This window comes from Fibrobacter sp. (genome assembly GCA_024398965.1).
Taxonomy (GTDB): domain Bacteria; phylum Fibrobacterota; class Fibrobacteria; order Fibrobacterales; family Fibrobacteraceae; genus Fibrobacter.
This window is the reverse complement of record JAKSIF010000014.1, coordinates 56,791-70,892: the sequence shown is the minus strand read 5'-3', so window position 1 is coordinate 70,892 and position 14,102 is coordinate 56,791. Positions and strand designations below refer to the sequence as shown.

Sequence of the window (14,102 nt, the reverse complement as noted above, 5' to 3'; positions counted from 1 at the left end):
GGGACGGAAATGACGATGTCTGCGTCCACGGGGCATTCCTTGGCCAGCTGCTTACCCATCTTGCGGCGGACCTTGTCGCAGGACTGCTCGAAGATCTTGGAGTCCGGACGGCTGAAGTAGATGTATTCGAAAATGCAGTGGGCCAGACGATCCTTCTGGGTGAAACGTTCGGAATGGAGACCGTTGGTCGTAATGGTAAGAAATTCACCAGGCTGGATGTCGCGAACGTAGTTGGCACCGAGAAGGTCAAAGGCGCAGGTCTCGGAGGCCACGCACCAGGACTTGCCCATGCGGGCGATGGAAAGGGGGCGGAAACCGAAGCCGTCGCGGGCCACGTACATGGTGTCCTTGCTGATGAAAATCAGACAAAAACAGCCGGTGAATTTGGTAATAGCTTTCTTGATTGCTTGTCCCAAGTCATCGGCTTCTGTGCGTGCGATTTCATGAAGAAGAATTTCCGAGTCGGAAGTGGTCTGGAAGATGTGACCTTCGTTTTCCATCTCCTGGCGAAGTTCGGTTGCGTTGGTGATGTTGCCGTTGTGAACTACAGCCAGCTGGCCCCACTTGCAACTCACCAGAATTGGCTGGGCATTTGCGAGGGTGCTTGCGCCTGTGGTGCTGTAACGGACGTGGCCGATGCAGGTGTTGCCCGGACATTCGTCAACGTTGTGTTCCTGCAAAAGGGTGGAGACCAGACCCATGGACTTACGGACGCGAATCTTGTCGCCGTCGGTCACTGCAAAGCCTGCGGATTCCTGACCGCGGTGCTGCAGCGCGTACAGACCCATGGTAACATTGCGGACAACGTTCTCGCCATTGAAAATGCCGATAACGCCGCATTCTTCATGAATTTCTTCGAGCATAACGCCTCTTTGGAAATGAAATTCTCCCTGCCTCAAGGGCCGTAGCTCACCAGAATCGGTGCAAGCAGGAGAATCAAGCGGCAAAAAAATAAACACCCTTTGAAAAGGCACAAAGGGTGAAAATTTGAAAAATTTTGGCGAATTTAGCCTAAAAACGGCAATTTCTTTACATTTTGTGTAAAAATAACCTTTTTTGAAGTTTTTGTTTTACAATTTCTGAAAATGTGTTTTTGCGATAAAAAAGCGCAATTCTAGTACTTCAAGGTTGGTTTCACCTGTGTATATGTAGCCGTATATATGCTGATATAGTGAGGCTCTACGACGGTGCTTACCACCAAAGCGATTAATCCCAGGAACATGGCAATCTTGATCAGGCCTTGGGCTCTGTGGTAGTTCTTTTGATGGGCTGAAATGATAGCTGCTCCAAGGGTTGGGGTAAGGGTGGTGGCGGCGACAATCAAGAACCATTTGGAAAAATAACCTTGCATGACTGGTAGAGGCAGGAGGACCCAACAGAAAATGGCTAGGGCGCCTGCCAGGCGTCGTGCTGTGGGGGCGCCTGCTATTAAGGGGAAAGTCATGATACCAGCTTTTAGGTCGCCGGATTCGTCTTCAAGGTCCTTGTAGATTTCGCGGGCTGTGGTAAGCAGAAACGCAAATAACATGGCAGGGTAGAGGCTTCCAAGTCGGGCGGAAAATGCGATGGTAGTCTTGTCAATAACAACGACCGTGTAAAGTAAGTTCAGGATTAAAGGGGTGGCGCAGAGAAATGCAACCGTCATGTTCTTCAGCAGGGGAATGTGTTTCAGCTTTTTGTTGTAGGCGATAAGCAGAAGGACAAGTGCCACAAAGAACAGGGAAGGCGTTGCATAGGCCCCGGATAAAATTCCGTCGGCAACTCCGCACATGACGGTAAGAATTGCCATGACGATCCATGCTGTTTTTGCCGTGCCAATGCTTATGCGGCCACTGGGTAGCGGGCGTTCAGGACGGTTCAGCTTGTCGCTTTCAAAATCAAGGACATCATTTTGGATGTTTCCAAAACCGATGGCGAAGGCAAAGCCAAGAGCTTGCAGAACAAGGCTGTAAGCAGGAACATCGCTGGCACCAAGATCGAGAACTCCCTGCAGAAAATACCCGATGAACAAGGTCACCACGGCGATGACGATATTCACGGGACGGGTCATTTTTAGAATCGTTGAAAGCATTGACCTAAAGATAGCAAGAAGCGAGCCAAGAGATTTATTTACGACTTGTTTCGCTGTAATATTTATTTAACTGGAGTAACGCTGGTTTTTGCTCTAGGCAGTTGCGTAGATTACGGGGTACCATCAATTCCTAAGAAGGAGGATATTATGGAAAACATGAAGTTCTTCCGCTGCCCTGTCTGCGGAAATATCATATTCTACGTCAAAAACTCCAGCATCCCGGTCCATTGCTGCGGAATGCCTATGGAGGAAATTGTCCCAAACACCGTGGATGCTTCCAAGGAAAAACATGTCCCTGTGGTGGAACAGTTCAATAGTTCCATCATGGTGTCCATTGGAACCGAGGCGCATCCCATGATCCAGTCGCATTATATCGAATGGATTGCGTTGCAGACGGTGACGGGGATTCAAATCCATTACCTGAAGCCGGAGGAACCGCCTTGCTATGAATTCCAGATGCAAGAAAGCGTGCAACCTGTAGCGGTCTTTGCCTACTGCAACTTGCACGGACTATGGAAAGCCTCTGTGGGCTAATTAAAGAGGAGTCGCGTAATGCGACTCCTTTGAATTACTATATTGTTTTTCATGGCATTTTTCACCAAGAGTAAGATTGAGGACCTTCGCAGGGAAGCGGACCAGCTTTCCATCTGTATCGAGCATTTTCTGTATGCTTCCGATATTGTGCCCGAATGGGACTACAAGACTCGCGGTTTCTATGAAAACTGTATTGAAAAGTGCAATGGCCGCCTTAAGGCAATCCATTTCATTATGGAATCCATTCGCAGGGGCCGTCCGGTAACCGAGGCGGAACTTGACGAGGCCCGCGAACGGGACGATTCTGCCGCAGGCCTTGCTGCCAAGAAACTTGTTGAAGAACGTAAGAATTTGAAGAACGGGGAAGCCGATGCGAAGTAATTTCGATGCCGACAGCGACTTTGAAGAAGAGGACTCCGCGCCCCTCCGTTCTGTTCGCCCCACCCGTCGTGACCATCGCAGCCGTCGTATTGACGTCATGAAGGAGATGGAATCCGGCGTTGTTGATGAGCGCCCCATCAAGGAACGTTACAGTCGCGAGTTCAAGAAGGCAAAGATCAAGAAGGTAAAGAATCCTATCGAGAACATCGGTGAGGAAAACTGCGTCGAGGGACTTGTTCTTGAAGTTCATCGTCGCACCTGCGAAGTGCGGTTGGATACGAAAGACGAAAGTAGCTCAGAATCCCTTTCTCCTTTAAACTCTCCGCTTTCCGCTAATATTGTCACCGCCATGTACCGCGCCACAACGTCCAAGACCTTGGGTGAATTTCCTGCCGTAGGCGACCGCGTACTTTTGGGACAGGTCAACGATGCGGAAGACGAAGGCGATGGCGTTGGTTCCCAGAAATACTGCGTTGTCCGCGTCCTTCCGCGAAAGAGCTTGCTAAAGCGCCCCGGCCCTCGTGACAGTTTCTATAAGGAACAGACCTTGGCTGCCAACATCGACCAGGTGGTGATTGTGGCCAGCGTGACCCAGCCCGAGTTCAACTACGGCTTTATGGACCGATTCCTGCTGGCGTCCAACCTGAACAACCTGCCCTTTATTCTTGTCCTGACCAAGATGGACTTGCTTCCCAATGGTGAAGCGGACTTGTCCGATGATATCCGCGAGTTCATGAGCATTGCCGACAAGGTGATTCCGGTTAGTGTCAAGAGCAACGAAGGTCTAGAAGTTCTTCGCCAGGAACTGGTGGGCAAGTCCTCCGTGTTTAGCGGCCAGAGTGGTGTGGGCAAGTCCACCTTGATTAACGCCCTAGTTCCCGAGGCCGACCTACGCACCGGTGAAGTCCGTGAACGTGATGGCAAGGGCCGCCACACGACCACCTCTTCCAGCCTTTTTGATTTTCCGGGTGGTGGTTACGTCATCGATACCCCGGGTATCCGATCCATCGGTCTTATGGACTTGGAGGCAGAGACTCTTGCGAAGATTTTCCCCGGTTTTTTTGAAGATGACTTGTTTACCTGCAAGTACAGTAACTGCATTCACGTCCACGAACCTGGCTGTAGCGTTCGGGCTGCCGTAGAGAACGGTTCCCTGTCCCACGCTCGTTATGCCAGCTATATCCGTATTCTAAACTCGGGGAAGTAAGTATGGATATCGCTGTGAAAATAACTTTGGTTGCGGCTGTGGTTTTGATAGGCTATAACTTGTCTCAGTTCCTGTCCAGTTACGAGTCCGTTTGCGAGAAAATCAAGGAATTCAAGACCCTTGCTGCTGAAAGCGAATCCGATGACAGTTCCGTCATGAAGACCAACATGTTTTTGACTGGCACACTGTCCTTGACTTTTGTTGTACTGACGTATTTTTCTGGTTTTGCGCCCTGGGTTGTGGCGCTCCTTGCGTTCAAGATGGTGGTGACCGTTTTCTTGTCCCATCAGGAGATTATTAGAATCTTGAAAAATAATGAAATTGACCCGGGTTTCTTTAAGGTTTCAAAGATTGACTATTTGGTGAACATCTTGACGGGCATTGCCGTTGCTGTAATTTTGGTGGCATGATGAAGATACTTTTAAAAATTCTTGCTTGTGTGGCCTTGGTATCTAACCTTGGCTTTGGCCAAACTGCTGGCGCCTCTGTTGGTGGCGATGCCGGTGCCGCAGGTGGCGCTGGTGGAATACGAACCCCTTTCTTCCTTGGTGCTGCTCTTGACTTTGGTTCCGGTACCGGTGTAGGTACGGAGCGTGGTCTAGGCTTGAGCGAAATTGAACCGATGCTCGGCGTATGGTTCCCTGGAATGGGCTTTGCTCGTGTTGGTTACGGTTTTTCCAGTTACGATGAGAACTTTGAGGACCATGACGATTACAAGGTTGAACATTCTGCCTTTGACATTGAACTTGGTGTTCATATGTTCGGGCTTTTCTACATCATGGGTTCCTACTCCAGGGTCAAGGAATTAAGTGACCTTGGGGACGTGGCTTGGAACGAATGGGGCGCCGGTTTCGGTTCCATGTTGAACGTTTTCGTAAAAACGATTCTCTTTGCCGAGGTGGAGTACCGCTGGGTTCGTGGTCATTACGATCCATTCAAGGAAAGAGATGTGAAGGGCTCTCGCTTGCAGTTTAACCTGGGATTTGCGACTTATGTCTTCTAAGAATGTCGCTGTCTTGGGAGGGGCTTTTGACCCGGTACACATGGACCACATGAAAGTGGCTCGAACTTGCCTGGATCGTGGATTCTGCGATGAGGTGTGGTTCATGCCCAGTCCCGATCGTTGGGACAAGACCTTGAATGCAAGCCCTGAGGATCGCTTTGCCATGCTGGAAATTGCCATGGAGGGTGACCCGCGACTGGTTCTTTCCGACCTGGAGATTGAGCAGGGCGACTTTCGCGGTTCCTATGTTTTTCTGATGGGCCTTAAGGAACGTTTCCCGGACATCAATTTTAGACTGCTGACTGGTGCGGATACCTATGACGGAATTCCTCATTGGCGCGATCCGATGAATTTCTTTGGCACCAACTACAACGGCCACCTGCTGCTTCGCGATATCGAGCTGATCATCTTTGCCCGCAAGGGGTACAACAAACCGGACTTAGCAAAGCATAAGGCCAATGGCTATGCGGACCTGCTGTGGCTTGGGCCCGAGGAAGGCTTTGAAGGAGTCTATTCCAGTACTGCAATCCGCAAGTCCTTGCTTTGCAATTACAATGAATGCCCCGAGGGGCTTGAGCCGAGCGTGTACGAGTTCATCAGGGAACGTGGGCTTTATAAAGAATGAACAATTAACAATTAACAATTAACAATTAACAATGAAGAATGAAGGATGAAGAATGAAGAGTGAAGGATGAAAAATGGTTGTAATCATGGCTGCGCCGTTTTATACTGAACGCGAAGCGCCTTTATCTACATTTTTATTTTTTTATCATCAATAATCAATAGCTCGAACCTCGTAATTCATAATTCATAAATCATAATTGTAATAGTCATGGTTCCTTCAGATATGTACTTTGAAAGCGTTGTCCAGCCGGAACATAACGGCTGGCTTCTGCTGGATTCCCTGTGCGCCCGCTTTACGTATCACTCCAAGATGGACTGGGCCGACAAGCTGGCTCGGGGTCTTGTAACCATCAATGGCGTTGTGGCCAACGCTTCTACGGTTGCGCACAAGAACGACAAGGTCGTCTATCACGTAGAAAACTACACGGAACCGGAAGTCCCTACGGATTACGAAATCGTTTTTGAAGATGAAGAGTTTATGCTGGTGGCCAAGCCCGCCGGCGTTCCTGTCCACCATACAGGACGAATCTTCTACAATACCTTTACGTCCATTATCCGTCGTGGAACGGACTACGAGACGGCGACGCCCATGCATCGCCTAGACCGTGATACCGGCGGCTTGATGCTGTTTGCCAAGTATGCGGAAACCGCCTCCAGGTTCCAGAAGAACCTGGACCGAATTCTGCTGCGGAAGTTCTATATGGCGGTGGTCCGCGGAAGTTTCCCTGAGACTCCGGAAGGTGCGTTGATCGATTGCGAAATGCCCCTGCGCGAAGACCCGGCGGACCATATCCGGATTCGCATGCACCATCTGGAAGACGGCAAGCCTTGCCATACCCGTTTCAGGAAGATTCGTGAAGGCGTCCGCATCAACGCTGTGGACGGATCCGAAGAGGTCTATTCCGTGGTAGAGGCGGAACTTCTTACCGGCCGCAAGCACCAGATTCGCGCCAATCTGTCAGAGTTGGGGTATCCCATTTTGGGAGACCGTCTTTACAGCTTCGGTGGGGAATACTACGACAAGATGACCGCCAAGGTGGAAGAGGCCCGCGCCCGCGGGGAACTGAGCCAGGAAGACGCCTTGTCGCCGGAGGATTATGCCGTGCTCGGTGGCAGAAGCCATATGCTTTACGCCTACAAGGCAGAAATCCAGCTGCCTTACTGGAAGGAACCGAGGGTGTTCTCCTGCGAAAAGTATCCTGAGGACATGGCCAAGCTGGTGTGACCTGAAAAAATTCGACTTTTTTCAAAAAAAAATCAACTTTTTTTGCCCTTTGCCCTTGACAAATGTTCCTGAATATCTATATTTGTGCCCGTCGATGAGAGAAATCCCAAAGACCTGATTGCTTCATAGCTCAGTTGGTAGAGCCCGCGACTGTTAATCGCGTTGTCCTTGGTTCGAGTCCAAGTGAAGCAGCGAAAGGCGCTTAACGAAAGTTAAGCGCCTTTCTTTTTTTTCTGCATTTTCTCTAGGGAGCGCTATCTTCTTCATTTGGATAGATTCCTTTTTTTATAAATTGTGGGAGTTATTTTTAAGAGGTTTCCCATGTTCAAGAAACTGATTGCTCTTCTTTTTGCACTAGCCATGTTCGCTTTTGCGGATCCTGTTTCTGTAGAAGGTCGCTTGACCGAAATCCCGGGCAAGATGCCCAGCAACGATCTGTATAGCTACGTGTATGTGTTCAAGTACAAGGTGCTTTCTGGCATGGACGCTAAGGAAATCCTGGTGGGCGTTTACAATCCGCTGATTGCCCGCGGCAAGGTGAAGGACAAGATGGCTGACAAGTCCAAGGGTAACGTTAGCGAATTCAAGGCCAAGGCAAAGCATAAGCTGACCTTGGTTCCTCTGGAAGGCAATTGGGACGGAGCCGTGGAAGATGAATACTTCGATGACGAAAGCCCCCGTTACCTGGCAATCGAGGTCAACGAATAAATTCCTATATGGTTTTTTCTTCCCAGCTTTTCTTGTTCTATTTTCTTCCGACGTTCCTTGTCGGGTACTTTGTGCTGTTCAAGCTGGGCGCAAGGCATTCCTACCTGAATTTTTTCATCACGGTCTTCAGCTATATCTTTTATGGCTGGTTGGAACCATGGCTTGTCTTTTTGATGTTCGGTTCCACCCTGGTGGTTTATATTGCCGGTAAGCTGATTTCCGCAGAAGGCGCAAGCAGGCTGCAACGCAACTTGGGCTTGGCTCTTGCAGTGGTGGTGAACCTCGGTGCCCTGGGATTCTTTAAGTACTACATGTTTGGCATGGGCGCCATAAACGCTGTGGTAGAAAAATTCGGCGGAGAACCGTTCCATGTGATGACCGTTCTTTTGCCTGTGGGTATTTCCTTCTATACCTTCCAGTCCATGAGTTACGCCATTGATGTATGGCGTGGCACGGCACCTCCGGTAAAGAATTTTACGACCTTCGCATGCTACGTGGCCTTATTCCCCCAGTTGGTGGCGGGGCCTATAGTCCGTTACAATACGGTGGCGGAAGAACTTGATACTCGAACCCACACGCTTGAAAACTTTGTCCGAGGCATGGTCTTCTTCTGCTTCGGCTTCGGAGAAAAAATTTTCCTGGCGAACCAGGTGGGCATCATTGCAGACCGGGTCTTTGCCGCGGATGCTCCTGGTGTCTTGAATAGCTGGTGGGGTGCGCTGGCTTACATGTTCCAGATTTATTTTGACTTTTCAGCCTATTCCAACATGGCTATCGGTCTTGGCCTAATGCTCGGGTTCCATTTCCCCAGGAATTTCGATGGCCCCTATCGCTCTCTGAGCATTACGGAATTCTGGAAGCGTTGGCATATTTCCCTTACCAGCTGGTTCCGCGACTATCTTTATATTGCCTTGGGTGGCAATCGTGTGGGGAAGGCTCGCCTGTACTTCAACCTGTTCATGGTGATGTTTGTCAGCGGCGTGTGGCATGGCGCCAACTGGACGTTTATTTGCTGGGGCCTGTACCATGCCTTCTTTATGATTGTGGAACGCGCGAACAACAAGCAGGCTTTCTACGCCAAGGCTCCCAAGTTTGTGCAGCTGCTTGTTACCCAGGTAATCGTTCTTTTCGGTTGGGTTCTGTTCCGTGCCGACAACATTGGTGAAGCCTGGCGTATGTGGAAGGCTATGCTCGGACTTAACGCAGTCAGTGGAGCGGATGCCATTTTGAGTGCAGAAATATTCACTCCCAGTTGCCTGTTCTTCATGGCCTTGGCTTGGCTGCTGTCCTTCTGGAAATTTAGATCCTATGACTGGTGCAATAAAGTTAGTGTAAAGCGAGTCTCCGTAGCTTTATTGATTTTTGTATTGGCGGTTCTGGCCTTGTTTACTCAGAGCTACAACCCTTTCCTTTATTTCCAGTTCTAGGCTATGGTTTTTGAAATAATCCTGTTGTCAGTCCTTGTTGTTGTCTTCCTTGTTGCAGCCTTCGTTTTTATTCGATTCAAGTCCAAGCAGGCTGCCCAGGCGCAGCTTGCCATGAAGAATGAGCTTCAGAAAAATTTTGATATCATCAAAACCTTGGCAACCACCTTTGACTCCGTCTGCTATGTGGATGCCAAAACCCGAAAAGTGATTCCCTATTCCATGGGCGAAACACTTATTTCCAAACTGGGCGATGTGAAGAACTTGAACCTAGATTTGAATTACGATAAGGGAATGAACCTTTTGCTTCATGCCATTGTCCATCCCGATGACAAGGATTTGATTTATCGAGAGTCCCAGTTTGACAATGTAATCAAGGTCCTCCAAACAAAGAAAGCTTTCAGCATCCAGTGCCAGGCGCTTGAGTTTGGTGAGTACCGTTATCATCGTGTTCACTTCATCAAGTCTAACGATAGGGATGGGGTAGATGGTTTTGTTGTAGCCCTGGAAGATGTGGATGATGAAATCCGCAAACTGGAAATGTTCCAGCAGGAACTGGTGCTTGCCAAAAGTCGTGCAGAAGATGCCAACCAGGCTAAGAGCAGTTTCCTTGCCAATATGAGTCATGAAATTCGTACTCCCATAAACGCTATCATGGGCATGAATGAAATGATTCTTCGCGAAAGCAAGGACCGTCAGGTTCTTTCCTATGCCGAAGATATCAAGGGCGCAAGTCAGTTACTTCTTTCCATCGTCAATGATGTTCTGGATTTTTCCAAGATCGAAGCTGGCAAGATGGAAATTGTGAACAAGAAGTACGATGTAAGCTCCGTGCTGAACGATGTGTCCAATATGTTTACAGTCAAGGCGGAACAGAAGGGCCTGAAGCCTATGGTGTCTGTGGATAGGAATGTTCCCTGTACGTTAATAGGTGATGCTGTCCGAATCCAGCAGGTCGTATTGAATCTTCTGAGTAACGCTGTAAAGTACACGTCGTCTGGAGAGGTCTTTTTCAGGGTCAAGTTGGACCATGTGGATGGAGATGTGGCCTATCTGATGATTCAGGTTCAGGATACCGGTATTGGTATTCGAGAAGAGGACATGCCCAAGCTTTTCAGTAGTTTCCAACGATTGAATCTTGAACAAAACCGAACTGTGGAAGGTACGGGGCTCGGGCTTGCTATTACAGGCAAGCTGGTTAGCGGCATGAACGGTTCCATTGATGTAAAGAGTGCCTATGGTCAGGGTTCATCCTTCACGGTTCTGCTTCCCCAGAAGATTGAAAATGCAACACCCATAGGTGACTTTGAAAAAAGGCACAAGGAATTCAACGACAAGATGGTGTCGCAGAAGATGTCCTTTGTCGCTCCCGATGCAAAAATACTTGTGGTGGACGACAATAACTTGAATCTTCGAGTCGCAACACATCTTATGAAGTTCATGGAAGTCCAGACTTTCACATGTGCCAGTGCACACGAATTTCTTGTTCTGATTCAAAAGGAACACTATGACCTTATCTTCCTGGATCATATGATGCCGGGCATGGATGGCATCGAGGCTCTGAAGCTAAGCAAGAAGATGGCTAACAACCTTTGTGCAACTACGCCTGTTGTTGCGCTAACAGCCAATGCCGTTGTAGGTGCCCGAGAAATGTACCTGCAGGAAGGCTTTGACGATTACCTGTGCAAGCCTGTCCGGATGGATGAACTGGAAGAATGCCTAAAGAAGTTCCTTCCCAAGGAACTGATTAAGTAGAAAAAGGCCGCATTTGCGGTCTTTTTTCTTTTCGACGGATTTTCTTTTATTATTTTCTAAGAGCTTTGTTTGGTGCACGGGAGTAATATCATGAAAAAAATGTTTGGGAAAATTTCATTATTTCTATGCGCATCCGTATCCATTTCGTTGGCGGCTGTAGATCAGTGCAAACCTATTGGATGGGCAACCCGTAGTGGCCGTACCGCTACTGCTTTTGAAGTCACCGGCGGTGGCAATGTGGCTGCCGACACGGTCCGCAGTTTTAGCCAGCTTCAAAGTCTGGTAAAGGGCTCGACCCCTAAGGTCATCTACATCGACGGCACATTGGGCGATGGTTGGCTTAACCGTTCCGGAAGCCGCCTTGTCATCGATGGCCAGAACAAGACCATCGTGGGCCTTAAGGCCGGAACCAAGCTGAACGCCTGCATCCGTATTGCGGGCTCTGCCAAGAACATTATTCTTCGTAACATTGTTATCGAGGGCCCGGGCTCCAATGCAGACCAGGCCTGGGATAACATTGTCATTGAAGGTAGCTCCGGTAAGTACCCGACCAACATCTGGGTTGACCATTGCGAATTCTGGGATGGCCAGGATGGTAATGCCGACGTGGTGAAGGGTGCCGACAACGTAACCTTTACCTGGTGCAAGTTCGGCTACAAGAAGCGCAGCACCCATAACCTTTCCAACCTCATTGGTAGTAGCGATTCTGAACCGGAAAGCGAAGGCAAGTTGAACGTGACCTACGCCTTTAACTGGTGGGTGGCCGCAGCACAGCGCAAGCCCCGTTGCCGTTATGGTAACATCCATGTGATGAACAACCTGATTACTGCCGACGCCAATATTTCTGCCGGTACCGATGTCCTGGGTATGGCTCCCGGCTACCAGTGCCGCATCCGTTCCGAACGAAACCATTTCATTAACGAACGTGAACCGATTTATCTGGGACTTGCCGGCACTATCGGCGTTGCCGAAGTCATTGACAACAAGTATACTAGCTGTTCTGGCAATACCAAGGGGAATGGCTCCTCCTTTACGCCGCCTTACGATTACACCGGCTATATGCTGAATGTGAATGATGTAGAATCTGCTGTGAAGGCCAACGCTGGCGCCACCTTGTCTAGCCCCACGGTTTGCGATGCCAACTATGTTCCTCCCACACCTCCGGAACCGGTAGAGGAAAAGGCTTACCAGGCTGAAGCCGGCGTTATTGATGGCGGATTCCTGGAAAGCTCCAATACGGGTTTCGCCGGAACTGGCTATGTGAATTTCGACGTTGGCGGTTCCCTGACGGTGAAGGTCTCTGTTGAAAAAGCTGGCCTTTATAAAATGGACTTGGACTACACCAACGGTTCCAAGGAAGACCGTTCCTTGACTATTACCTCAAGCGGAAAGAACGTGACTGATACTGTGACGGAAACGTTTGCGATGACCGGTAATTGGACCACCTGGCCCACCAAGTCCCTTAACTTGAAACTGGGGGCTGGTGAAAACGAAATCAAGTTCACGACTGCCAGCGGCAAGGACGGCCCCAACCTGGACCAGTTTGACCTTACCTTGCTGGAAGCGGCTGTAGAACCCGAAGTTCCTGAGGAACCGGAGAATCCTGCAGTCGACCCCGATCCGCAGGATACGGTTGTTACGGATACGTCTGTTACGGCTATTCCCATGAACGTGCTGAACATGGTTCAGCAGTCTGACAGTGTAAGCTTTTTCAATACCAAGGGCGAGGTTGTCCGGACTGTTCGAAACGTCAGGGCCGAAGCTGCCCGGGACATCCCGATGTTGACTCGGGGCATGCCTGCCGGTATCTACCTGATGCGAGTGACTGCGCCTGGTATGAACCGCAGTTCCCTTGTGACGGTGAGGTAGAACCTTACGAAAAAGCCCTCGGACTAAAATCCGAGGGCTTTTCCATTTGGAGAACCGCGAAGAGAGTCGTGGTGACCTATGCGACTCTCGGCTTGTGATTACTTGATCTTAGCGGCGGCGGCCTTCAGGGCGTTTGCCTTGTCGGTCTTTTCCCAGGTGAAGCGCTTGCCTTCGCGACCGAAGTGACCGAGGGCGGCAGTAGCGATGTAACCGGGCTTCTTCAGGTCAAGCATCTTGTTGAGGCCTGCAGGAGACAAGTCGAAGTGGTCAGCGACCAGGGCTTCGATCTTGCGGTCGTCAATTTTACCGGTACCGAAGGTGTTCACCAGAACAGAAACGGGCTTGGAGTAACCGATGGCATATGCAACCTGGACTTCGCAACGGCGGGCGAGGCCTGCGGCTACGATGTTCTTGGCTACATAACGTGCGGCGTATGCGCCGGAACGGTCCACCTTGGAAGGATCCTTACCGCTGAATGCGCCACCACCATGACGACCCATGCCACCATAGGTGTCCACGATGATCTTACGGCCGGTGAGGCCGCAGTCGCCGTGAGGACCGCCAACCACAAACTTGCCGGTGGGGTTGATGAGGTAGCGGGTCTTCTTGTCCAAGAGCTTTGCAGGGATCACCTTCTTCACCAGCTTTTCGATGATTTCCTTTTCGATCTGGCTGTGCTTCAGTTCCTTGCCGTTCACCTTTTCTTCGTGCTGGGTGGAGATCACCACGGTGTCTACGCGAACCGGCTTGTCGTTTTCGTCGTATTCAACAGTAACCTGGGACTTGGCGTCGGGGCGGAGCCACTTGATTTTGCCCTTTTCGCGGAGGTTCTGGATTTCTTCCATGAGCTTGTGGGCGAGGCTAATGGGCAGCGGCATCAGTTCCTTGGTGTCGTCGCAGGCGAAACCGAACATCATGCCCTGGTCGCCAGCACCCTGCTTGTCATCTTCCTTACCTTCTGCAGCCTTGGCGTCAACACCCTGGGCGATATCCGGGGACTGCTTGTCTACAGCGACCATGACGGCGCAGCTCTTGTAGTCGAAACCGATTTCGGAATCGGTGTAGCCGATGTTCTTGATGGTTTCGCGGGCGATAGCCTGGTAGTCCAGGTCTGCCTTGGTGGTGATTTCACCAGAAATCACAACGAGACCGGTGTTCACCAAAGTTTCGCAAGCGACGCGGCTGGCGGGGTCCTTGGCAAGGCAGGCATCCAGGATGGCGTCGGAAATCTGGTCGCAGACCTTATCCGGATGACCCTTGGATACGGATTCAGAAGTAAAGAGATAATGTGCCATTATTGG

The 14,102-nt window shown here is 50.1% G+C and carries 14 protein-coding genes and 1 tRNA gene; 12 read left to right on the top strand and 3 right to left on the bottom strand.

All coding sequences use genetic code 11. The features are described from left to right. Both MJZ26_07810 and MJZ26_07805 read right to left on the bottom strand, forming a co-directional pair. Positions 1-863: amidophosphoribosyltransferase (locus tag MJZ26_07810; protein ID MCQ2105682.1), on the bottom strand; the 863-nt coding region annotated here is incomplete at its 3' end. Between the two features lie 251 nt (positions 864-1,114). Then, complete coding sequence (locus MJZ26_07805) at positions 1,115-2,050, bottom strand: geranylgeranylglycerol-phosphate geranylgeranyltransferase (protein ID MCQ2105681.1); 936 nt, start codon at positions 2,048-2,050, stop codon at positions 1,115-1,117. Between the two features lie 168 nt (positions 2,051-2,218). Between MJZ26_07805 and MJZ26_07800 the strand changes: the two genes are divergently transcribed. The 12 genes from MJZ26_07800 to MJZ26_07745 all read left to right on the top strand — a co-directional run bounded on the left by MJZ26_07800 (position 2,219) and on the right by MJZ26_07745 (position 12,801). Beyond that, the gene (locus MJZ26_07800) at positions 2,219-2,605 is read left to right on the top strand and encodes a hypothetical protein (GenBank protein MCQ2105680.1); all 387 of its coding nucleotides are present in this window, start codon (positions 2,219-2,221) and stop codon (positions 2,603-2,605) included. Positions 2,606-2,656: 51 nt separating this feature from the next. Continuing rightward, entirely contained in the window at positions 2,657-2,986 is a 330-nt protein-coding gene (locus tag MJZ26_07795) for a hypothetical protein (GenBank protein ID MCQ2105679.1), read from the top strand. Continuing rightward, positions 2,976-4,193: a ribosome small subunit-dependent GTPase A gene (gene rsgA / locus MJZ26_07790; GenBank protein ID MCQ2105678.1), complete on the top strand. Its 1,218-nt coding sequence runs from the start codon at positions 2,976-2,978 to the stop codon at positions 4,191-4,193. Before MJZ26_07795 ends, rsgA begins: the two co-directional genes overlap by 11 nt. Positions 4,194-4,195: 2 nt before the next feature. After that, a complete protein-coding gene (locus MJZ26_07785; GenBank protein ID MCQ2105677.1) occupies positions 4,196-4,603 on the top strand; it encodes a hypothetical protein in 408 nt (135 codons plus the stop codon). Next, positions 4,600-5,196, top strand: coding sequence for a hypothetical protein (locus MJZ26_07780; protein MCQ2105676.1), 597 nt, complete (start codon positions 4,600-4,602; stop codon positions 5,194-5,196). Before MJZ26_07785 ends, MJZ26_07780 begins: the two co-directional genes overlap by 4 nt. Then, positions 5,186-5,821, top strand: coding sequence for a nicotinate-nicotinamide nucleotide adenylyltransferase (locus MJZ26_07775; GenBank protein ID MCQ2105675.1), 636 nt, complete (start codon positions 5,186-5,188; stop codon positions 5,819-5,821). Before MJZ26_07780 ends, MJZ26_07775 begins: the two co-directional genes overlap by 11 nt. A gap of 207 nt (positions 5,822-6,028) precedes the next feature. Then, positions 6,029-7,045, top strand: a complete 1,017-nt coding sequence (locus tag MJZ26_07770; GenBank protein ID MCQ2105674.1) for a pseudouridine synthase — start codon at positions 6,029-6,031, stop codon at positions 7,043-7,045. A gap of 119 nt (positions 7,046-7,164) precedes the next feature. Next, positions 7,165-7,237, top strand: a tRNA-Asn gene (locus tag MJZ26_07765). A gap of 129 nt (positions 7,238-7,366) precedes the next feature. Beyond that, complete coding sequence (locus tag MJZ26_07760; GenBank protein MCQ2105673.1) at positions 7,367-7,753, top strand: hypothetical protein; 387 nt, start codon at positions 7,367-7,369, stop codon at positions 7,751-7,753. An 8-nt stretch (positions 7,754-7,761) separates the two neighbouring features. Beyond that, positions 7,762-9,180 (top strand): MBOAT family protein, encoded by a 1,419-nt coding sequence (locus tag MJZ26_07755; protein ID MCQ2105672.1) that lies wholly within the window; start codon positions 7,762-7,764, stop codon positions 9,178-9,180. Between the two features lie 3 nt (positions 9,181-9,183). Beyond that, a complete protein-coding gene (locus MJZ26_07750) occupies positions 9,184-10,932 on the top strand; it encodes an ATP-binding protein (protein ID MCQ2105671.1) in 1,749 nt (582 codons plus the stop codon). 90 nt (positions 10,933-11,022) lie between these two features. Continuing rightward, complete coding sequence (locus tag MJZ26_07745) at positions 11,023-12,801, top strand: carbohydrate-binding protein (protein ID MCQ2105670.1); 1,779 nt, start codon at positions 11,023-11,025, stop codon at positions 12,799-12,801. Between the two features lie 98 nt (positions 12,802-12,899). On the opposite strand, the gene metK is transcribed toward MJZ26_07745, so the two are convergent. Next, positions 12,900-14,096: a methionine adenosyltransferase gene (gene metK / locus MJZ26_07740; protein MCQ2105669.1), complete on the bottom strand. Its 1,197-nt coding sequence runs from the start codon at positions 14,094-14,096 to the stop codon at positions 12,900-12,902. Between the last annotated feature and the right edge of the window lie 6 nt (positions 14,097-14,102).

Coding starts and splice junctions, on each gene's coding strand:
- MJZ26_07805 (MCQ2105681.1), bottom strand. CDS start 2,050: ATGACCCGTCCCGTGAATATCGTCATCGCCGTGGTGACCTTGTTCATC.
- MJZ26_07800 (MCQ2105680.1), top strand. CDS start 2,219: ATGGAAAACATGAAGTTCTTCCGCTGCCCTGTCTGCGGAAATATCATA.
- MJZ26_07795 (MCQ2105679.1), top strand. CDS start 2,657: ATGGCATTTTTCACCAAGAGTAAGATTGAGGACCTTCGCAGGGAAGCG.
- rsgA (MCQ2105678.1), top strand. CDS start 2,976: ATGCGAAGTAATTTCGATGCCGACAGCGACTTTGAAGAAGAGGACTCC.
- MJZ26_07785 (MCQ2105677.1), top strand. CDS start 4,196: ATGGATATCGCTGTGAAAATAACTTTGGTTGCGGCTGTGGTTTTGATA.
- MJZ26_07780 (MCQ2105676.1), top strand. CDS start 4,600: ATGATGAAGATACTTTTAAAAATTCTTGCTTGTGTGGCCTTGGTATCT.
- MJZ26_07775 (MCQ2105675.1), top strand. CDS start 5,186: ATGTCTTCTAAGAATGTCGCTGTCTTGGGAGGGGCTTTTGACCCGGTA.
- MJZ26_07770 (MCQ2105674.1), top strand. CDS start 6,029: ATGGTTCCTTCAGATATGTACTTTGAAAGCGTTGTCCAGCCGGAACAT.
- MJZ26_07760 (MCQ2105673.1), top strand. CDS start 7,367: ATGTTCAAGAAACTGATTGCTCTTCTTTTTGCACTAGCCATGTTCGCT.
- MJZ26_07755 (MCQ2105672.1), top strand. CDS start 7,762: ATGGTTTTTTCTTCCCAGCTTTTCTTGTTCTATTTTCTTCCGACGTTC.
- MJZ26_07750 (MCQ2105671.1), top strand. CDS start 9,184: ATGGTTTTTGAAATAATCCTGTTGTCAGTCCTTGTTGTTGTCTTCCTT.
- MJZ26_07745 (MCQ2105670.1), top strand. CDS start 11,023: ATGAAAAAAATGTTTGGGAAAATTTCATTATTTCTATGCGCATCCGTA.
- metK (MCQ2105669.1), bottom strand. CDS start 14,096: ATGGCACATTATCTCTTTACTTCTGAATCCGTATCCAAGGGTCATCCG.